This is a genomic window from Leucobacter sp. 1207-22 (genome assembly GCF_052850455.1).
In genome coordinates this window covers 467,193-486,841 of record NZ_VXCR01000002.1, presented here as the reverse complement: position 1 = coordinate 486,841, position 19,649 = coordinate 467,193, and the positions used below count along the sequence as shown (strand labels likewise).

Below are 19,649 nucleotides of genomic sequence, written 5' to 3'. Positions count from 1 at the left end.
CCGCCTCGGGAATGCTCTCGAGGCGGCATTCGTGTATCTGGCGCGATAATATTCACCTGTACCTGCTGCCTGTAACGCGGCCCGTAACTAAGGAACTGTAAAGATGCACAACCCGACCGATATCACCGAAGAAGGCGGACTCGTCCGCCCGAACATTAGTGTGACCGACGCGATTACGATTGCGTTGGACCTCTACGGGGTCGAGGTATCGGCGACGGAGCTTGGAAGTAACCAAGATCGCAACTTTATGATCGTTGAAGCAGACGGCACGAAGAGCGTGCTTCGCATCGACAATCCGGTCTTTGGGGACGAAGCCCGTGACGCTCAACACGCTGCACTCGATGCGTATCGCGCGGCCGGGGTGCCAGTCGCAAGTGTCCTGCCAGGGCTTAACGGTGAGCTCACCCAGCGCTGGAACGGTTTCGCCGTGCGTCGAAGCGAGTTTGCACATGGCGTCGCACTCGTTGATCACGGATATCTCGCTCCCGTAGTGCTCGAAGAATTCGGTTCGCTCGCTGCTGCGTCAGTCAATGCACTCGCTGAACTCGAACACCATGGACTTGGTCGCCCAAACCCGTGGGATATGCGCGGCGCATTTGAAGAGACCCTACGTCTCGCAACTGCGATTACCGACGATGACCTTCGTGAAGATGTGCTCGAAGCTGCGATTGCCGCACATTCTGCGCTTCTCCCGCTCGCAGACGCTCTGCCAGTACAGGCGATCCACGGCGATCTGACCGACGACAACGTTGTAGCGCAGCAGGGTGACGACCGCCGCTTCCATCCCCACACGGTGCTTGATCTTGGCGACCTTGGCTATGGATGGCGGATCGCTGAGCTTTCGGTGACCGTGTCGTCGATGCTTCACCATGAACCAGAACGTCCCCTCCGCACGCTCGACACGATTACGGCGTTTGATCGACTCGCCGCAGTGTCTGACGCGGAGGCGCGTGCGATCTGGCCGCTCGTCGTGCTTCGTGCCGCTCACCTCGTAGCGAGCGGGTGGCGACAGCTCGAAATCGATGGTGACAATGACTACGCCCGCGAACGCATCGCAGGCGAGCAAGCGATCTTCGATTCGGCCACCCGCTACACCCTCGCGGAGATGACCGAGCAGGTGCTCGCTGCGCTCGGTCGCGATGGGATTGCGTGCGGTGCGGGGCTGCGAGAGATCGAACGCCCAATTGCGACGAGTGCGGATCCGCTGACCTCGTTGCTGCCTGGCTTTGTTGGCGAGGTACGTGTTGTCGATCTTGGTGTTGAGTCGGAGTCACTTGAAGCAGGAAAGTTCCTTGCGACCGAGACTGAAGCTGAGCTCGTGCGCGATGCACTTACTGAGGGCGCTGCTGCCGTGGTGCTCCCGTATGGCGTTTTCCGCCTCACCCGCACTGCGGTCAACTCGAACGGCGCTGCCGAGACCTGGCCTATTGCCACCGAGATTACCGTCGCTGCTGGTGCCGAAGCCGCTGTTGCAGCGCCGGTAGACGGCAAGGTTGTTGTCGCGACTGAGCGTGGACTCCTGATCGAGCTGGTCGGTGCCGAGTGGTACCTGTCGATTGACGGTGTTCAGGCGACGGTATCAGCAGAGAGCACTGTCGTAGCTGGTGAGACTATTGCCACACTTCTGGCAGGCACTGATCCGCGACCCGTCGCAGTCACCCTGTGCCGTGCAGACGCCGTTGGTGAGAATGCCGGTAACTCCCAGCCCGAGTTTGGTGAGCTTGTTGAAAGCGTGCCAGCGATTCTTTCGCTCGAGGTTCCCGACGACGGGCGTGCGCAGTTCGTCTCGCCTGATCGTGTGCCAGCGTGGGATCGCTTCACGGCGGACCCAGCGGGATTGCTCGGTCTCGACTCCTACGCACAGCGTGACGAAGCAGCAGACGAGCTTCGCCGTCGCCAGCGCATCTTTGCGAGTGCACAGGAACGCTACTACGAGCGACCGATGCAGATTGAGCGGGGCTGGCGTCATCACCTCATCGACACCACCGGCCGGTCCTACGTCGATATGGTGAACAACGTCACGGGTCTTGGTCATGGCCATCCCGGTGTCGCAGCAGCAGCAAGCCGCCAGATCCGCATCTTGAACACCAACTCGCGCTTCTTGTACCGCGAACTCACTGAGTACAGTGAGCGTTTGCTTGAGATGCTGCCGGCTGGAACAGGGCTCGACACCGTCCTGCTCGTCAATAGTGGTTCCGAGGCCGTTGACCTTGCGCTCAGGCTTGCACAGGCAGCGACAGGTCGAAAGACGATTGTGTCGCTGCGGGAGGCCTACCACGGCTGGACGATGGCGAGTGACGCGGTTACCACGAGTGCATATGACAACCCCTATGCGCTTGAGAACCGCCCCGACTGGGTGCATGTCGCTGACGTCCCGAACCGATTCCGCGGCACATACCGTGGGGCAGCGTCGGATGAGACCGTAGGCGCGCAGTATGCCGCTGACCTCGGTCGTGATCTTGATGCTCTCGCTGAAGAGGGGCGAAATGTTGCCGGCTTCATCTGCGAGTCTGTGCTTGGAAACGCTGGCGGCGTGATGCTCCCGCAGAACTATCTGCGCGACGTCTATGCGCGGGTTCGAGCTGCGGGCGGCGTCTGCATCGCCGATGAAGTACAGGTGGGCTTTGGCCGTATGGGCTCAAGCTTCTGGGGCTTTGAGCAGTCTGGCGTGACACCTGACATCATTACGATTGCGAAGCCGATGGGTAACGGATTCCCCATCGGTGGTGTCATCACGACGAAGAAGATCGCAGACGCGCTTGCTACCCAGGGACAATTCTTTGCCTCGGCCGGTGGCAACCCACTGTCGTGCCGAGTTGGCATCGCGGTGCTCGACGCAATGCGTGATGAGCAACTCCAAGAGAACGCGCGTGTGGTTGGCGCACGCCTCGCTGCAGGGTTCCGTGAACTCGCGGAGCGTCACGAAATCATTGGGCCGATCCACGGCGAAGGCCTGTACCTTGGCGTCGAACTGGTTCGTGACCGCGAAACTCTCGAACCAGCGAAGGAAGAAACCGCAGCGATTTGTGAGCGCTTGAAAGAGCTTGGCGTCGTTGTACTGACGACCTCTGAACGCTCAAACGTGCTGAAGGTGAAGCCACCGCTGTGCCTCACAGAGGAAAGCGCCGACTTCATGGTCGCTCAGCTTGACCGCGTGTTGACTGAAGGCTGGTAATACCGGGTGCTCGCGCGTATTCCGCAGGCCCCGCGAACGGGGATTCCGCCGTGGCTGCTTGCCACTGCGGCGATGGCGATGATCCAGCTCGCCAACGCGCTGTCGGTCCACCTCATTGCTGGGGTTGGGCCGGCAGGCGCCTCCTGGATGCGCATGATGTTTGGTGCGGCCTTCTTGCTCATCATTGCCCGCCCAAGTCTGCGTAGCGTTCGTCGTGCGGATATCCCGCTCCTCATCGCGCTTGGCGTGGTGACTGGATACATGACTGCAACGTTCCTGGCGGCAGTTGAACGATTGCCGCTCGGAACAGCAGTGGCCATTGAGTTCCTTGGGCCCTTGACCGTTGCTGGAGTGATGAGCAAACGGCGATCTGCTCTCGTCTGGCCTGCACTCGCGCTCGTCGGTGTGGTGCTGCTTGCCGAGCCATGGAGTGGCAGCGCGGATCTCGTGGGCATCGGCTTTGCCGTACTGTCTGGCGTCTGCTGGGGACTGTACATTCTGCTGACGCAGCGCGTCGGTGATCGTTTTAGCGGAATCTCTGGGCTCGCACTCACTATCCCAATCGCTGCTGTTGCGACGATGCCGATTGGCTTGCCGCAGGTCGTAACGGGTGATGTGACGTGGCAGCTTGTCCTGCTCGCCGCGGGTGTTTCGCTGCTCGCGCCTGTTGTTTCATTCGGGTTGGAGATGCTTGCGCTCAAACGGATGACTCCGACAGCGTTTGGTACGCTTATGGCGGTTGAGCCGGGGATCGGTGTCGTGATCGGCTTCCTCGTGCTTTCGCAGACTCCGGTGCTCATGCAGATTATCGGCATCTTGTTCGTGGTGATTGCGGGCGCTGCTGCGCAGCGCGGGGGTCGTAGAGACTTCGATAGCGTCTAGAAGGGCTGCCAAATGCGAATGTGGTCGTTACACCCGAGTCACCTTGATCGTGCTGGCCTTGTGGCTGGCTGGCGCGAAGCGCTGCTGGCGCAAGCTGTGCTCGCTGAGCTCACCAAGGGATATAAAAATCACCCGCAGCTGGAGCGATTCCGGGCGACGAGCGACCCACTCCTCATGGTGGGCGCATATCTGAGCGGGTTACATGATGAAGCAGTGGCTCGGGGATACCGCTTTGACGGGTCAAAGATTTTACGTGCGGAACCAACGACTGAGCTGATCCCGGTGTCTGATGGTCAGCTTGAGTACGAGTGGGCGCATCTCGGGGAGAAGCTTGAACGGCGGAGCCCGGGAGACGCTGCTCTCTGGTCTGAGAGCTCTCCCTCTCCTCACCCGCTGTTTCATGTGGTGGCAGGCGGAGTTGCGACGTGGGAGCGGGTGTAGCCATGCGTGTGCTCATTGGCGGCGCGACCGGGCTCATTGGCTCTGCACTCAAGGAGGCATTGCTTGCCCGGGGTGATAAAGTCGCAGCACTCGTGAGGCGCCCTGCAGCGAGCGCGCACGAGATCAGTTGGAACCCCCAGTCCGGAGAGCTCTCTCCTCAATCGCTTGAAGGGTTCGACGCGATCGTCCTGCTCAATGGTGCGAGCGTCGGACGCCTGCCCTGGACCAGTAAGTATCGTGGTGAGCTCGTTGCTTCCCGTCTGGAATCGACGCGCACCATCGTTCGCGCGTTACAGCGCATGACTGGCGCACGGCCTGCGCTGTTGTCTGGTTCGGCTGTGGGCTTTTATGGCTCGGCGCCCGGAGTGATATTGGACGAGGCCTCACCTGCAGGGGGTACCTTCCTAGCAAAGTTGTGTGTCGAGTGGGAGGCAGCAGCTCGTGAAGCTGAAGCTGTGACGTCTGTAGCATTGCTGCGCACGGCGCCGGTGATCCATCGTCGAGGAGTGTTGCGCCCGATGGTGACGCTCACCAATCTTGGCCTTGGCGGTCCACTCGGATCAGGGAAACAAATCTGGCCCTGGATCTCGCTCGCCGATGAGGTACGAGCCATACTCCATGTGCTTGATGAGCGACTCTCAGGCCCAGTGAATCTCTGCGGGCCGACGCCCGCGACCGCGAATCAGACGGGAAGGGCGCTCGCACGGAATCTGCGTAGGCCGTTCCTGCTGCCTGCCCCGGAGTGGGCCTTGCGGCTCGGGCTTGGGAAAGCGGCGACTGAGTCGCTACTGACGTCGGACGCTGATGTGCGACCTCACGTGCTGCTCGAATCTGGCTTTGTCTTCACACACGAAACGGTTCAAGCTGCGGTCGCTAGCGCGATCCGTGAAAAGTAAGATCTCTCGTCAGTAAGATTCGTCCCTCGGGCATTCCGTGTCCGGTGAGAAATCGGTGCTTGACGGCTGCTGTGGGCTCGGATTGAGTGGTGCACATGAGCTTCTTTACATACGTGCCAGTACCTGATGACCATGATGAACAAGCTGCACCAATCGCGGTGCCAGGCTGGGTGCAGCCGAGCCACAATGAGATCCCGGTTGCGGTGCCGTATGCGATGGAGCTCGGTCGCGCCAGAAACGTGATGCTGGTGCTAGAGCGCGCGGACGTTTACGCAGAAGGTGTGAAATTCATTCTCCGGGTAGAGGCGCGATACCCGAGCGGTATGACGTTTGCGGAGCGGGAAGCGTTGTCCAGAGCGCTGGGTGATCACCATTTATGGGGCGACCGGGCCGCTATGTTGAGAGACTCCTTACGTGTGGGGCTTGAACTCCCCGACGGCACCACGGTTGACTCCTTCAACCAGACTGGCGTTACGTGGGAGGAGAAGCCCGACGGGTTTGTGCTTGGGAGTTTTGGCGGTGCCGGGCAAGGCGGCGAGCAATTCTCTACCACAGAGGAAGGCTTCTGGCTGTGGCCGATGCCACCTGTTGGCACCGCAAAACTGTACTTCGCGTTTCGAGGAATCGGCATCGACGAAGGCTGCATTGATATCGATACCGCGCCACTCATTGCGGCAGCATCACAGGTACTGGTCATCCCTGAACCGTTGCTGCCCTAGGTAGTGCTGGCCGCCGGGCCGCCAGGTCGCCTGGCAGTCGGGCAGCCTGGCGACCGAGCTACCGGTCTACCAAGCCGCCAACTTGACGACCGGTTTGACAAACCCACCGGCGGTGCGTAGGTTCATTAGTGAAGTAATGAACCAGATAAGCCGATAGGCTCGCTGCGAGAGTAACGGAGGTGGCAAATGTTCGACGACACGCGCCCAATCTTTCTGCAGCTCGCCGACCGTATTGCCGGTGACATTCTGCGTGGTCGATATGCGGAGGGGGAGCAGGTTCCGTCAACGAACGAGCTTGCACTCCATCTGCGCATCAACCCTGCAACCGCGGGCAAGGCGCTGAATCTCTTGGTTGAGCGTGAGGTGCTGGTGAAGCGCCGAGGTATCGGTATGTTCGTCGCGGAGGGCGCATTTGACGCGCTATCTGCTGAACGTCATCAGGAATTTGTTCAGAGCTTCATTCGGCCGATGCTTGCGGAAGCGGCGATGCTCGGAATCGACGAGGCGGCTCTTCAGCGCCTGGTCGCTGCCGAAGCTGAGCGATCCGCGCTCCCATCGGGGCCCGCTCACACAGAAACTGAGACATCATGACTACAGCCATTGAGGCGCGTGACCTCACGCGAGCGTACGGTGACATCCGCGCGCTCGACGCGGTGACCGTACAGATTCGAGCCAACACGATCACTGGCCTGCTTGGCAGAAACGGCGCAGGGAAGACGACGCTCATGTCGCTCATGACTGCGCAGGATCGCCCCACCGCAGGCACAGTGAAGGTGCTTGGCGAGGAACCCTTCGAGAATGAGCGTGTGATCGAGCAGCTGAGTTTCGTACGCGATAACCAGCGCTACCCAGATGACTACAAGCTCAAGCACGCGCTGCGCGCTGCAAAGGTTTTTCACCCCGGTTGGTCGCAGGAGCTTGCTGATGAACTGGTGACGCTCTTCCGCATCCCGACGAAGACCGTGGTGAAGAAATTCTCACGTGGCCAGTTGTCGGCACTCGGCATTGTGATCGGCCTTGCCTCGCGTGCGCCGGTGACATTCTTTGATGAGCCATATCTTGGGCTCGACGCGACTGCACGCGCCTACTTCTACGATGTGCTGTTGCGTGACTACCAAGAGCATCCGCGCACGATCGTGCTCTCAACACATCTCATTGATGAGATGGACCGCCTACTCGAACGGGTCGTGATTCTTGATCGCGGTCGTGTGGTGCAGGACGCTGATGTTGATGATCTGCGAGGAAGCGCGTACCAGGTTGCCGGGCGAAGTGCTGCGGTTGATGCGTTCGTTTCTGGTCGCAAGACCCTGAGCTTGCAGCGGACGGGTGGCTTCGCGACTGCGGTGGTCGAAGAGGTCCTGACTGACGCGGACCGGAGCGCCGCTGCGGCAGCTGATCTTGACCTCAACTCGGTGACGCTGCAAGAGCTGGTGTCTGCGTACGGGTATGACCGTGAGGCAGCTGGGAGCGGCGATGCTGGCAATGTTGCGGCTCACGATTCGAAGGGGGCTCGCTCATGAAGCACATCACACAGGTGACCCGGTTGCATATGAACAAGCCTGAGGCGATGTTCCGCACTCCGGCCTTCATCATCTCACTGGTCCTGGTCATTACGATGATTATTTCGTTCGCGCTCCAGCGGGCAGGGTTGGACCCCCAGAGCCCGGCGTACGCAGATGGTGCACGATCAAACTTTGCGGTGGCGTATGCGCTGCCTGGGTTCCTCGTGTATTACGGGGTACAGGCGGTGTCAACGACCTTCCCGTTCGCGCTTGCACTCGGTACCACCCGCCGTGCGTACGTGCTCGGTACGGCGCTTGCGAACCTCATTCTTTCGGTGTTTGTCTCAGCGATGATGACGGTGCTGTTATGGATTGAACTTGCGACGGACCATTGGTTCTTCGGCTCATATGCACTCGACAATTACGCGCTTGGCGCTGGTGACGCGTGGGTGCTCGCGGTGACAACGTTCTTGGGAACCTTCGTTGCTGTTTCGGTCGGTGGCTTCTTCGGCGCGATCTGGGTGCGATTCGGAACGAAGGGGCCGATCATCGCTGGCGTCGTGCTCGGTCTGCTTCTCGTGCTGCTAGTGCTCCTGATTGCACCGAACTTCATTGAGATCGTGATGAGTATCACTCGGTTTGATTTCGCGATTGGTGCCATCGCTGTTGCACTCGTTGCGCTGATCGGCACCTGGGTCACGATGCGTCGGGCGGCGGTTCGCTAGTCCGCGGTAATTCGCTCGCATGAAGAGGCGATTGCAGCTTGGGTGACCGCTGCAATCGCCTCTTGTGCACCTGCCGCAAGGAAGGCCTTCGTGCAGACCGCGAGCACCCGGAATCCTGCAGTGCCGGGTTCACCGATCACAGCAACGTCATGTCGAATACCCTCGTCCCAGCCACTTTTCGAACCCCAAACAGTGCCCTGGGGCAGCGCCGTTGCGATCATTGGGAACTGTTGAGCGCGCATGTACCGGAGCATGACTTCCCGCGAGGCTGGCGCGAGTTTTGTGCTTGACACGACGGCAAGTGCGAGGTTTGCGAGACTCCGAGTGGTCACCGCATGTGTATATCCAGCGAGCGCCGCCGGATAGTCACAGATGAGTCGCGAGACTTCGATGTCTTGCAGCCCCAGTCGTTCGAGTGCGGATCCGACAGCTTCGAGGCCGACAGTCCCTTCCCCGAGTGCCTCAACGAGGATGTTGGTCGCCTCATTTGACGACACAGTGATCATGCGTTCGAGGTACCACTCGACGCTGCGCGGTGTGCCAACGGCGGGGAGACCTGGGTCTTGCTCTGCTGGTTCAAAGTCAAAGTCTGGGGCATCTGGCACGCGACTCGCGAAGCTCGTGCGCACAGGGAATTCGTCTGACAGCCGCAGCGTTCCCGCCTCAACCGCGAACATCACTGCCGCGGCTACGGCGAGCTTAATGGTGCTTGCGGCGTAGTAGGTTTGGTGCTCATCCCATGCGGCGAGCGCTGCACCGGTGTGGTCCAGGAGAGTAAAGGAGACGCTTGGCTCTCCACGCTTTGTGACACTCATGCGTGTGCTCCAATCGGGCTGGCTGGGCCGTCTGTGGCTGGTGCGCGGGGACAGGACGCGAGCAGTGCCGCTGTGACGGCTGAGATTGCGGCTGCGCCTTGTTCGTAGGTGTAGCCGCGTGTGCAGACCGCAAGGCATTGCATGGTGCCGTCGCGTTCGATGAAGGCGAAGTCGTGGGCGATTCCGTCGACGCTACCGCCTTTGCTGCCGGTGTCGGTGACGACTGCGTTCTGGCACCCCACTGCGGAGGCGACTGCGCTGATCACCGGCTCTTCACGCTCTCGGAGGAGTTGTTTCGCGATGTTGGTGTGTTCTGTGTCAAGCAGATCGCCACGAACGAGCGCTGCCATGAGCCGCGCGAGGCCGAGCGCTGATGCTCGATTCGTGATGCCTGCTTCGAGCCCAGCAACGTCTGAATAGGGGCGGTCCATTCCGGTGTCTGGCGCGCCTGCATCACGTGAGACCGCGGCGACTTGATCCGCACCGAGCGCTTCGAACAGCATGTTCGTTGCGCAGTTCGCGCTCACGGTTGTCATCCGGTTGAGTACGTGGGCGAGCGTGACGGTATCACCTGGGGCGCCGAGGCCCGGGTCGGTCTCCTCGATTTCCATGACGAACCGAGGCGCGTCTGGCACGATGCTCGCATACTCGTGAGTAACGGTGAGTGGATCGCTGAGGTGCCACGTGCCGGCCTGTACCATTCGCAGAGCGGCAACCAGAACACCAACCTTGACGGTTGACGCGGAGTAATAGGGGAGTGTCCCCGCTCGCTCGCGAAGCACTGCACCGTCAGCGTCGACGAGCGCATATGAGATGACGGGAGTGCCATCCGAGTAGTCGCTCACAATGCCGCTTGGCTCGTCATCGAGTCCGAAGTCTGGGTTGTCCACGAGTGTCCTTGAATGCTGGGTGCTTGAATAGAGAAAAATGGATGCGCGGTCTACACCGCGCGCAAGAAGTCGCTGAGAATGCGTTGTCCGCCATTCACTGAAGCGACTGGGACGCGTTCATCTACGCCGTGGACACCAGCTGTGCGGCGGCCCTCGGGGTCGATGGTGAGGGGCGCGAAGCCGAAGCATTCGATGCCAAGCTTTGCGAACGACTTCGCGTCAGTACCGCCACCCATGCAGTACGGGACAACAACGGAATTGGGTTGTGATCTCAGTACCGCCGCCCGCATTGCCGCAAACCACGGGGAGTGCTGGGAGAACTCTGTCGGTTCCCCGGGATCAATGAAGGTGTATGAGACCTCTGAACCGACGAGCTCAGCGAGTACCGCTTGTGTGGATTCGAAGGTTCCAGGTACACAGCGCACATCGACCTCTGCTTCGGCGACGCCGGGAATCACGTTGACTTTGTAGCCAGCGTTGAGCACCGTTGTCGTCGAAGAGCAGCGAACGGTTACGCCGGCAACGAGCCCTGCCTCACCCATTTGGTCAATTGCCTTGGCAACCCCGGCGTCATCTGTGAGATCAACCTCGTAGCCGAGGGCGCTGTTGGTCTCGGTGATATACGCACGCACGGCCTCGCCAATCTGCAGTGGCCACTGGTGTTCGTTCAGGCGCTGTGCTGCGGCGATGAGCTTGGAGATTGCACTTCCAGGTGCTGGCCGTGATCCATGCCCTGAAATACCTTCGGCGCGTAGTCGCATGTGTAGTGTTCCGCGTTCTGCGACAGCGATGGGAACAAGCGTGACGGTGGATCCGTCCACAGCGGTGAGCGGCGTGGTATGTCCGCCCGACTCTCCAAAGGCTGCACCGATCCCGGCGAAGAGCTCCGGATGCTCCTGCACGAGCCAGCCTGCACCCCAATCGCCGCGGTCCTCTTCATCTGCGACCCAGAGGAACACGACATCCCGTTCTGGCACAGTGCCGTCCGCTGCCCATTCGAGCGCCGTCGCCACCATCATCGCGACCATGTCCTTCATATCGACCGAGCCGCGACCGTAGACGTAACCGTCAGCGATCCGCCCTTCGAACGGCGGCACGCTCCACTGCTCAGGCTCTGCCGGCACGACGTCGGTATGGCCGTGTACGAGTACTCCAGGCTTGGAACGATCGCGCCCAGGGACACGGAGAATGACTGACGTGCGAGATGGCTCAGGGGCATACATCTCGGGGGAGTACCCAGCATCGGTGAGTATGCGGGCAATCTCGATTGCGAGCTCGGTCTCACCTGCACTCTTGCCCTCGCCGTAGTTTGAAGTGTCGTAGCGAACGAAGTGGGCGCACAGTTCTGCCGGAGTCATGCTTGCGGTCACGCGCGAACCGTCCTCTCTGAGGTTCGACCGGAGCACCGCCGTTGGAGCTCCGAAGTTACGTCACATAAACCCTAACCGGGAAGCGCGAAGAAGTCAGCCAATTTTATGGTTTTGTTTGTGTATTTTGGTATCTTCGCGACGCTTGTATTCCATTGATACGAAACGTAAGGTGGATTTTGTGGGCACTTTCTGCTTGGGCAACGGGGCCCGGCGACCACGCTGTCACAAAGGAGCGACATGACCATGCGGCATACCTCACCCGCCCTTCGAGCGCTGGAGCCGGGGGCGCGTTGCGCGCTTGTCAGCCCCTCGGGCCCGTCAACCGTAGAAGCCGTTGAGAAAGCTGAGGCGCTGCTTCGATCCTGGGGACTTGAGCCAGTGCGAGGCGCACACGTGCTCGACCGGCACGAGCGTGCCCACGGGTATCTCGCTGGCAGCGACGCCGACCGCGCGGCGGATCTCACAGCGGCCTGGACAGACCCATCGATTGACGCGGTGTTCTGTGTGCGCGGCGGGTACGGTGCGATCCGCATCCTTGATCTTCTTGATGCGGATGCGCTCGCGGCAGCCGAACCCAAACCGCTCATCGGATCCTCTGACATTACGGCGCTGCATGAGTTCTGGCAGCAGCGACTTGGCGTTCCAACGTGGTTCACTCCGATGATCGCGACCAACGATCTCTTGGAGTCTCCGAACAACGTTGAGGATCTTCGCGTCGCCGTGCTCGGGGCCGGGCCGCTCGAGATCGCGCGAGACGCAGACACCGAGACACTCGTGCCTGGAGTTGCAACCGGTGACCTCACCGGCGGGAACCTTTCGCTCCTCGCAATGAACGTGGGTTCGCATCCGTCAACGGGCGACCGTGCTCGGGGCAAGATCGTACTGATCGAGGAAGTGCACGAGTCGCCATATCGCATTGACGGACTTATGCAGATTCTGTTGCGTTCAGGCTACTTTGACGGTGCAGTCGCGGTCGGCCTAGGTACCTGGGTCGATTGCGGAGACCTCGACGAGGTCAAAGCGTTGATGCGGGAACTCCTCGAGCCACTCGGCGTGCCGGTCATCTGGGGCCTGCGCTTCGGCCATGGCCCAGATGTATCATCATTCCCCATCGGGGCAGGAGTGACTGCAACGCTCATCGCAGACGATAATCCGCGAATCGAGTTTGCCGGGTAACCCACCGCGTGTGAACCTCACTCAGGCAAAGCAGGAGGCCCCGAACATCGGTTGATGGTCGGGGCCTCCTGCCTTGTCGAAAGCCTCAGAGGAAGGCGACAACGCCTAATCCGGGAGCGAAATACGCTCCTGACCAGCGAGCAGGGCATCGCCAGCGAGATGCAGACTGGTCACAAAGTCATCGATCGCCTCACGCGAGGGGTCCTCTGGACTCATGTCTTCTCCCATTGCAAAGACCGCGTACACCAGGTCCTCGCCGCCGACCGTGCGCACGATTCCGGCGAGGGAGTGCACCGTATTGATGAAGCCGGTCTTCCCGCGGACCGCGTCACCCACGACCGCATTTTCGCCAGTGAAGCGCTTGCTGTACATCGTGCCGTTTGGCCCAGTCCGACTCAAGCGATCATCGAGCATGCCGAGTGCGCCCTCGCGCAGGCGCGCACGTCGAAGCAGATCAGCGATCGTGCGCGCTGGCACCTTGATGTGGTCGCTGAGGCCAGAGCCATCCTGCAGCTCCACGCCCTCGAGTGGTACGCCGAGATCGCGCAGCACGCCAGTGAGGCCACGGCGCACACCTTCGAAGGTGCCATCTTCGCCACGCTCAATGACGGCAAGCTTCGCGAGCGCTTCCGCCAGGCCGTTGTCTGAGGTCTTCAAACATTCGCGCACCAGCTGCTCAATGGGGTGGGACTCAACCCGAGCGAGTTCTGCGGCGTCGGCTGGGGCTGATCCGCGCACAATCTCAGGATTGCCACCCAGATAGGCCGCGAATGCACGCGCAGCGAACCCGGCGGGGTCAGCGCTACGGGGGCTATCGTCGGCCGCTGGGTCTTCGCGGTCGCCGTCGACTTGGAGCGAAGAAATCATCGGGATGTAGCCCTCAGGATGACGATCTTCCTCAAGCCACTGACCGGTCAGCCACTCACCACCGGCAAACAACGAATCGTCGTAGACCAGACGTGTCGGTACGTTGCCGTCGAGTGCCGCGAGCGTGAGCCTCGCGAGTTCTTCGAGCCTGGCAGGAGAGTCGTAATAGGTCGGCCCGTCTCCGGGGACGCGACTGAGGGTGACGTCGCCACCGCCGATGATGACGACCTCACCTGGTTCTGAACCCTGCACCACACGGGTTGCGATGCGTCGATCTGGGCCAAGCTCGTGGAGTGCAGCCGCGCATGTGATGGTCTTCATGACGCTTGCGGTTTCGGCACCGCGGTCGGCCGCCCGCTCAAGGAGGACCCTGCCGGTGTCTGCCTCAAGCACCAGGATGCGGGGACGTGTGAAACGCGGATCGGTCGCGCGAGCAAGGATGGTTTCGATGTCTGTCATAGTTTTCTCCTATTGCTCGTCGACGTGATCATGTGTCGTCTGCACCGCGGCTGGTTCGCGCATGGTCGGAACCGCAGCGAGCAACTGCTTCGTGTATGCGTGTTCTGGGCGAAGGAGCACGTCGTCGGCGGCTCCGCTTTCAACGATGCGGCCCTGGTGCATCACAAGCACTCGGTCACCGATGTTCCAAGCGACACCGAGGTCATGGGTGATGACCAAGCAACCGAGGCCAAGATTGCGCTTGAGTCGAAGAAGCAGCGCGAGGATCTCGCCGCGAACCGAAGCATCCAGCGACGCGACTGGCTCATCGGCGATGATGAATTCTGGTTCGAGAGCGAGTGCTCCTGCGATGACCACCCGCTGACGTTGACCGCCAGAGAGCTCGCTCGGAAGCTTTGCGAAGAAGCGCTCAGGGGGCGAAAGCTCAGCAGCGATGAGTGCCTCACGCACCCGCTGTCGCTCATCACCTTGGAGTCCCTGCACTCGGATGCCTTCTGCAATCAGTTCGTAGACTGTGTGCTTCGGGTTGAGTGCTGACATGGGATCCTGCAGTACGAACTGTACGCTTCCGCGATAGTCCCGCAGATCCCGCTGCTTACGGCTGAGCGGCTTGCCGCGGAACCGAACATTGCCGCCCGTCGGTGCCTGCAGTCCAAGCACCGTACGCACAAGCGTTGTTTTGCCTGAACCAGACTGGCCTACGAGCACCGTAATCTCGCCTTCACGGCAGCTGAGATCGACGCCATCGACAGCTCGCACTTCGCCAACGCGTGTCTGGAATCGTACGGAGAGATCGTCTGCGCCGAGCAGTTCCTCACCTGGCCCCTCTGGCACGACCGTCACGACGGTGGTGCTGCCTGGGTCACTTTGCTTTCGGCTCGCGGGGTTCATCCGGCTCTTCGGGTCACCGATGACAGGCACGGCATCAGTCAATGCTCGCGTGTGCGGGTGCTGTGGGTTCGTGAGGATCTCGAGCGAGGGTCCGGACTCGACGATTTCGCCGTGGTACATGACCGCAATTTCCTTGCACGTTCGTGCGAGCACTGAGAGGTCGTGCGTGATCATGAGCAGTGACAAGCCGCGCTCTTCGACGAGCTTCGTCAACAGGTCAAGGACGCGTTCTTGCACAATGACATCGAGTGCGGTTGTCGGCTCGTCTGCGATGATGACTTCTGGATCGCACGCGAGTGCCATCGCAATCATGACGCGCTGCTTCTGACCGCCGGAGATTTCGTGCGGATACGAGTCCACCGTGCGAGCGGGAAGATCGACCTGTTCGAGCAGCGAGATGACCTCGTCACGGTAGGCGTTCTTGCCACGCTTTGTGTGGCCTTGCGGATCATGCAGCTGCATCGCTTCAGCGATCTGCTTACCGATCCGCTGTACAGGGTTGAGCGAGTGCATCGCGCCCTGGAAAACAATAGAGGCTTCCTTCCAGCGGACCGCCCGAACCTGACCCCAGGACAGCTCGTTCATGTCTTTGTCGCCGAGCTTGACGGTGCCAGTGACGGTCGCGCTGTCGGGGAGGAGTCGGAGCGCAGACATGATGAGTGTCGACTTGCCAGAGCCTGACTCCCCAGCGATGCCGAGCGTGCCGCGCTGGGGGAGCCTGAGCGTGACGCCTTTGACGGCCTCGTAATCGATGGGTTCACCATCTTCGTTGCGGGTGCGGTAGGAGATCGAGACATCCTCGAACTGCAGTGCATACATTAGCGACCTCCGAGCGTCGGGTTGACCACGGTTTCAAGGGCGCGGCTCACGAGGGTGAATGAAAGAACAACGATGAGAATTGCGGCGCCCGGGGAAACGATGAGCCACCAGAAGCCTGCGACGGCGGCGCCAGAGCCCATGGCTTGCTGCAGCATCGTGCCCCAAGAGATGCCGCCGCCGTTGATTCCGAGGAACGCGAGGGTGGCTTCAGAGATGATCGCAACGCCAACGGCGAGCGAGGTGTTTGCGAGTACGAGTGGCATCACGCCGGGAAGAATATGGCGCCAGGTGATGTGTGTCTGCGATGCACCCAATGCGCGAGCGCGCTCAACATAGCCGCGGTTTTCGAGTGAGAGGGTCTGTGCGCGGATCATTCGCGCGGTTCCGGCCCACGAGGTGACGCCAATAGCGACGACGATCGTAAACGTGCTGGATCCGAGGACGGCTCCAAGCACGATTGCGAGCACGAGGCCGGGGATGATGAGGAAGAAATCGATGACGCGCATCACGATGGCAGATCGCCAACCATGCAAGGTGCCGGCAAGGAGTCCCATGAGGGTGCCGATGATCATCGACATGAGGGTTGCGGCAATGCCGACGGTGAGCGACGTGCGCGCGCCCCAGATGAGGAGCGGAAGCACCGAACGACCGAGATAGTCGGTGCCGAGCGGGAAGGTGCTTGAAGGGGACTCGAACGGTCGACCCTGTGCGTTGGTGGGGTCAAGTACCGAGACATCTGCGATGAGCGGTGCGCAGGCGGCAAGCCCAAGCACGATGATCAACACGATCAGGCCAATAATGCCACCAGGCTGCTTGGCAAATGCGCGCCAGTTGGCGCGGAACGCGTCAGCACGGCGTTTGCGAGCAAGCGCACTTGCGCTGGTGGTTGAAACGGTTGCAGTATCCATGTTTCGTCGCCGCCTTTCTATGCCGCACGAACGCGGGGGTCAATGAAGCGGTAGAGAATATCCGCGAAGAAGTTCATGACGATGACAATCGTGGAGAACACGACGAAGGTGCCCTGCAGAACTGGGAAGTCTGGGCCCTGAATTGCTTGGAACGTGAGGAACCCGAGACCTGGCCAAGAGAACACGGTCTCGACGGTGACTGCGCCGCTAATGAGCCCAGCGAGCTGCAGGAAAATCATGGTGACGGTTGGCAGCAGCGCGTTCGGAAGCGCGTGCTTCCGGCGCACCCCGTCTTCAGAAAGTCCCTTTGCGCGTGCGGTGACGAGATAGTCCTGACCGAGCTCCTCGATGAGCGAAGAGCGCATGATGAGGACGTACTGTGCGTATGAAGCGATCGAGAGTGCCAGCACTGGCAATACGAGATGGCGTGCCACGTCGAGAACGTGCGCCCAGCCGGTGAGTGTCGAGCCGACGGTCACCATGCCGCTACTCGGGAAGATGCCTGTACCCGAGAATGCGAGCAGCAGCAGGAGGCCGAACCAGAAGGTGGGCATCGACCAGAAGAAGAGAGAGGTCCAGGTCGCTGACTTGTCGAACCAGCCGCCGCGCTTCCACGCCGCGCGCTGGCCGACCCAAACGCCAAGGCTGACCGTGAGAACCATTGAAACGCTCATCAGGAGAAGCGTTGGGCCAACATACTGTGCCATGAGTTCGGTCACAGGCCGGCGGAACACGAAGGATGTGCCGAGATCGCCGGTGAGCAAGCCGACAAGATACTCCCAGAACTGTACGAACACCGGCTTGTTCAAACCGAACTGTTCTCGGAGCTGCTCCATTTGCTCCACGGTTACCCGGCGGCCCCGAGTCATCAGGGCCACCGGGTCGCCGGGAAGCACGCGGAACGCGAAGAACCCGAGCAGCACTACCATCAGGAGGCTGACAGCTGAGCCACCCGCCTTGACGAGAAGATACCGCCAGGTACTTCCGCCATGACGAACATCAGCGCTTTCGTCAGAGGCATTGCCAGTGAGTGTTGGCTTCGTCTCTGTTTCTGGGGCAGCGTTGCCCGGATTCACGCGTTCCATGGTGATTTCACTTACTTTCGGTCGTCCGCGTTCTGCTTACGGCGAGTTGAGAGGAAGATGGCTGCAGCCGCGACCACGACGACAGCAATGCCGCCACCAATGATCCAGCCGGTTGCGCCGCCTTCGCTCGACGCGCTGTCCTGGCCCTTGATGGTGGCCTGCGCGATGGAGAAGCGGTTGTAAGGTGAGCCGTTGACCTCTACGAGGTTCTCGAGGCGGTCGGAGCGGTATGCGCCGAGTGCGTCGTCGTAGTAGAACATTGCGGTGTTGCCGTATTCGTAGATCATCTGCAGTGCCTGATGTACGAGCTCAGTGCGCTTTGCGGGGTCAAGCTCGGTGTGCTGTGCCTTGAATACCTTGTCGTACTCGGGGTTGCACATGCCTGACTGTGACGAATTTGACGCGCCTGGCGACTCAGGAAGGACTGCGCACGTGTTGATCGAAAGCATGTAGTCGGGGTCGTCTGAAACGCCCCAGCCATCGATGTACATGTCGTACTCGCCCTTGGGGAGCAGCTCGCCCATCTCGTCCCAGTTGGTGTTCTTGAGTTCCATCTTGATGCCGAGGTCGGTGAACCACGACTCAACGAACTCTGCGGTTGCGGTGTTTGCGGTGCTGCCACCGTTGAACATCATACGCAGGGTGATGGGGTTGCCATCCTTGTCGAGACGGTTGCCCGAAGCATCTGTGGTGTAGCCAGCGGCCTCAAGCGACTTCTTGGCCTCGTCGATACCAGTGGGGAGTGTTGCGCCTTCAAGCTCGGTGAACATGCCACCTGGGCTGCCTGGCGGAAGAATGGTCGGGCCCTGGCTGCCCAGGCCGTTGAGGACGCGGTCTACGAGAACATCGCGGTCAATGGCCTGGCCGAGTGCGCGACGGAACGCCTGATCTTCGAGGACGGGGTTCTGGTTGCCGAATGCTTCGCCGCCTGCGGTCTTCCAGCCACCGTTGATGGTGAGGTTGAAGAAGTGCTTCGACTTCACCTGATACGGGGTCACACCTTCAACGTTTGCAAGCGAGTCGTACTGGGCCGAGTTCAGACCACCAAGCATGTCGATTTCACCGTTGCGCAGTGCGAGCACCGCTGCATCAGTGTTCTTGAAGCCGACAATGTGGAGCTTCTCAACACCGGTCTTGCCACCCCAGTAGTGGGGGTTCGACTTCATGGTGATCGATGTGCCCTGCTTGTACTCGTCAATGATGAAGGGGCCGCTACCGACAACGTCTTCGGTGTTCGCGTACTCATCAGGCTTGTCGATCTTTTCCCACACGTGCTTTGGCACGATGGGCAAGATGCCTGGGTGCAGCGGCGTTGGGTCCTTTGTGATGATTTCGACGGTCTTGTCGTCCTTGGCAACCACCTGTTCGATGTTGCCGACCGACTCACCGTTCGCAACCTGGAGCGGCTTGTTGTTCATGACAGCTTCGTATGTCCATACGACGTCATCTGCGGTGACAGGTTCACCATCAGACCAGGTGGCCTTTTCGCGAATCTCGTAGGTCCAGGTTTTTCCGTCGACCGAGAAGTCGTCTGCGAGGATCCCACCGTAGTCGCCGGTCTGATCGATGCCAGCGAGTGGCTCGTACTCATAGGCGAGCACGATGAGCGCTTCGTTGAACACCGCGGTGAACGGGTTCAACGTGTCAATCTGACCCATGTCACTCGAGAGGCGGATCGACGATTCTGGGTCGTTGGTATCTGCAGCAAATGCTGCAGTCACCGGTGCAGCGACAAGCGCAAGCGCAGCCGCCGTTCCGATGAGGGGTTTCATGATCTTCATTACCGGATCTCCTTTAATTCGGTTGTCACACGAAATGGGTCTGTGAGGCGTGGCTCTGAGTTGGTGATGCCATGTGCGGGGAGACCTGCGTGCGAATGGGACGAAACTTCGCTGTTTCGTTCGACTATCGCTGTGAGTCGCATCGTTCACCCCATCATGACCGTGCTGATTCAAAGATATGAATCGTATTTCTCGTTTCGAGTAATCCTGATGCTAGGGCTAGTGCCCAGTTTTTGTAAAGACAATTC

General features: G+C 60.4%; 17 protein-coding genes. 9 read left to right on the top strand and 8 right to left on the bottom strand.

Annotation, left to right across the window (positions count from 1 at the left end; all coding sequences use genetic code 11):
* Positions 1–103: 103 nt before the first annotated feature.
* The 8 genes from FW756_RS05470 (at position 104) to FW756_RS05435 (ending at position 8,340) form a co-directional block, all read left to right on the top strand.
* Positions 104–3,175 (top strand): aminotransferase, encoded by a 3,072-nt coding sequence (locus tag FW756_RS05470; RefSeq protein WP_446429147.1) that lies wholly within the window; start codon positions 104–106, stop codon positions 3,173–3,175.
* A gap of 6 nt (positions 3,176–3,181) precedes the next feature.
* Entirely contained in the window at positions 3,182–4,057 is an 876-nt protein-coding gene (locus tag FW756_RS05465; RefSeq protein ID WP_446429146.1) for an EamA family transporter, read from the top strand.
* A gap of 12 nt (positions 4,058–4,069) precedes the next feature.
* Positions 4,070–4,498, top strand: coding sequence for a pyrimidine dimer DNA glycosylase/endonuclease V (locus tag FW756_RS05460; RefSeq protein WP_446429145.1), 429 nt, complete (start codon positions 4,070–4,072; stop codon positions 4,496–4,498).
* Complete coding sequence (locus tag FW756_RS05455; protein ID WP_446429144.1) at positions 4,483–5,394, top strand: TIGR01777 family oxidoreductase; 912 nt, start codon at positions 4,483–4,485, stop codon at positions 5,392–5,394. Before FW756_RS05460 ends, FW756_RS05455 begins: the two co-directional genes overlap by 16 nt.
* Positions 5,395–5,489: 95 nt before the next feature.
* Positions 5,490–6,113 (top strand): hypothetical protein, encoded by a 624-nt coding sequence (locus tag FW756_RS05450; RefSeq protein WP_446429143.1) that lies wholly within the window; start codon positions 5,490–5,492, stop codon positions 6,111–6,113.
* 186 nt (positions 6,114–6,299) lie between these two features.
* The gene (locus FW756_RS05445; RefSeq protein WP_446429142.1) at positions 6,300–6,704 is read left to right on the top strand and encodes a GntR family transcriptional regulator; all 405 of its coding nucleotides are present in this window, start codon (positions 6,300–6,302) and stop codon (positions 6,702–6,704) included.
* Positions 6,701–7,633: an ABC transporter ATP-binding protein gene (locus tag FW756_RS05440; protein WP_446429141.1), complete on the top strand. Its 933-nt coding sequence runs from the start codon at positions 6,701–6,703 to the stop codon at positions 7,631–7,633. The genes FW756_RS05445 and FW756_RS05440 overlap by 4 nt, the downstream gene beginning before the upstream one ends.
* Positions 7,630–8,340 carry a hypothetical protein gene (locus FW756_RS05435; protein WP_446429140.1) on the top strand — a complete coding sequence of 237 codons (711 nt, stop codon included), beginning with the start codon at positions 7,630–7,632 and terminating at the stop codon, positions 8,338–8,340. Before FW756_RS05440 ends, FW756_RS05435 begins: the two co-directional genes overlap by 4 nt.
* On the opposite strand, the gene FW756_RS05430 is transcribed toward FW756_RS05435, so the two are convergent.
* Genes FW756_RS05430 through FW756_RS05420 form a run of 3 tightly spaced genes read right to left on the bottom strand, consistent with a single transcriptional unit; the run spans position 8,337 to position 11,415 of the window.
* The gene (locus FW756_RS05430) at positions 8,337–9,155 is read right to left on the bottom strand and encodes a serine hydrolase (RefSeq protein ID WP_446429139.1); all 819 of its coding nucleotides are present in this window, start codon (positions 9,153–9,155) and stop codon (positions 8,337–8,339) included. The genes FW756_RS05435 and FW756_RS05430 overlap by 4 nt on opposite strands.
* On the bottom strand, positions 9,152–10,045 hold the full coding sequence (locus FW756_RS05425) for a serine hydrolase (RefSeq protein ID WP_446429138.1): 894 nt from the start codon (positions 10,043–10,045) through the stop codon (positions 9,152–9,154). Before FW756_RS05425 ends, FW756_RS05430 begins: the two co-directional genes overlap by 4 nt.
* Before the next feature lie 50 nt (positions 10,046–10,095).
* Complete coding sequence (locus FW756_RS05420) at positions 10,096–11,415, bottom strand: M20/M25/M40 family metallo-hydrolase (protein ID WP_446429137.1); 1,320 nt, start codon at positions 11,413–11,415, stop codon at positions 10,096–10,098.
* Positions 11,416–11,652: 237 nt separating this feature from the next.
* Here FW756_RS05420 and FW756_RS05415 point away from each other — a divergent pair, with 237 nt between their 5' ends.
* Positions 11,653–12,591, top strand: coding sequence for a S66 peptidase family protein (locus FW756_RS05415; RefSeq protein ID WP_446429136.1), 939 nt, complete (start codon positions 11,653–11,655; stop codon positions 12,589–12,591).
* Positions 12,592–12,696: 105 nt separating this feature from the next.
* On the opposite strand, the gene FW756_RS05410 is transcribed toward FW756_RS05415, so the two are convergent.
* Genes FW756_RS05410 through FW756_RS05390 form a run of 5 tightly spaced genes read right to left on the bottom strand, consistent with a single transcriptional unit; the run spans position 12,697 to position 19,401 of the window.
* Positions 12,697–13,917, bottom strand: a complete 1,221-nt coding sequence (locus FW756_RS05410; protein ID WP_446429135.1) for a D-alanyl-D-alanine carboxypeptidase/D-alanyl-D-alanine-endopeptidase — start codon at positions 13,915–13,917, stop codon at positions 12,697–12,699.
* 9 nt (positions 13,918–13,926) lie between these two features.
* A complete protein-coding gene (locus FW756_RS05405; RefSeq protein ID WP_446429134.1) occupies positions 13,927–15,627 on the bottom strand; it encodes an ATP-binding cassette domain-containing protein in 1,701 nt (566 codons plus the stop codon).
* Complete coding sequence (locus FW756_RS05400; RefSeq protein ID WP_446429133.1) at positions 15,627–16,535, bottom strand: ABC transporter permease; 909 nt, start codon at positions 16,533–16,535, stop codon at positions 15,627–15,629. Before FW756_RS05400 ends, FW756_RS05405 begins: the two co-directional genes overlap by 1 nt.
* 17 nt (positions 16,536–16,552) lie before the next feature.
* Positions 16,553–17,620: an ABC transporter permease gene (locus FW756_RS05395; RefSeq protein ID WP_446429132.1), complete on the bottom strand. Its 1,068-nt coding sequence runs from the start codon at positions 17,618–17,620 to the stop codon at positions 16,553–16,555.
* A gap of 11 nt (positions 17,621–17,631) precedes the next feature.
* A complete protein-coding gene (locus FW756_RS05390) occupies positions 17,632–19,401 on the bottom strand; it encodes an ABC transporter substrate-binding protein (RefSeq protein WP_446429131.1) in 1,770 nt (589 codons plus the stop codon).
* Positions 19,402–19,649 lie beyond the last annotated feature (248 nt).

What these genes read in the sequence shown, in the direction of transcription:
- FW756_RS05460 (WP_446429145.1), top strand. Translation starts at nt 4,070, where the DNA reads ATGCGAATGTGGTCGTTACACCCGAGTCACCTTGATCGTGCTGGCCTT.
- FW756_RS05395 (WP_446429132.1), bottom strand. Translation starts at nt 17,620, where the DNA reads ATGGAACGCGTGAATCCGGGCAACGCTGCCCCAGAAACAGAGACGAAG.
- FW756_RS05440 (WP_446429141.1), top strand. Translation starts at nt 6,701, where the DNA reads ATGACTACAGCCATTGAGGCGCGTGACCTCACGCGAGCGTACGGTGAC.
- FW756_RS05450 (WP_446429143.1), top strand. Translation starts at nt 5,490, where the DNA reads ATGAGCTTCTTTACATACGTGCCAGTACCTGATGACCATGATGAACAA.
- FW756_RS05390 (WP_446429131.1), bottom strand. Translation starts at nt 19,401, where the DNA reads ATGAAGATCATGAAACCCCTCATCGGAACGGCGGCTGCGCTTGCGCTT.
- FW756_RS05445 (WP_446429142.1), top strand. Translation starts at nt 6,300, where the DNA reads ATGTTCGACGACACGCGCCCAATCTTTCTGCAGCTCGCCGACCGTATT.
- FW756_RS05435 (WP_446429140.1), top strand. Translation starts at nt 7,630, where the DNA reads ATGAAGCACATCACACAGGTGACCCGGTTGCATATGAACAAGCCTGAG.
- FW756_RS05410 (WP_446429135.1), bottom strand. Translation starts at nt 13,917, where the DNA reads ATGACAGACATCGAAACCATCCTTGCTCGCGCGACCGATCCGCGTTTC.
- FW756_RS05400 (WP_446429133.1), bottom strand. Translation starts at nt 16,535, where the DNA reads ATGGATACTGCAACCGTTTCAACCACCAGCGCAAGTGCGCTTGCTCGC.
- FW756_RS05415 (WP_446429136.1), top strand. Translation starts at nt 11,653, where the DNA reads ATGACCATGCGGCATACCTCACCCGCCCTTCGAGCGCTGGAGCCGGGG.
- FW756_RS05405 (WP_446429134.1), bottom strand. Translation starts at nt 15,627, where the DNA reads ATGTATGCACTGCAGTTCGAGGATGTCTCGATCTCCTACCGCACCCGC.
- FW756_RS05470 (WP_446429147.1), top strand. Translation starts at nt 104, where the DNA reads ATGCACAACCCGACCGATATCACCGAAGAAGGCGGACTCGTCCGCCCG.
- FW756_RS05430 (WP_446429139.1), bottom strand. Translation starts at nt 9,155, where the DNA reads ATGAGTGTCACAAAGCGTGGAGAGCCAAGCGTCTCCTTTACTCTCCTG.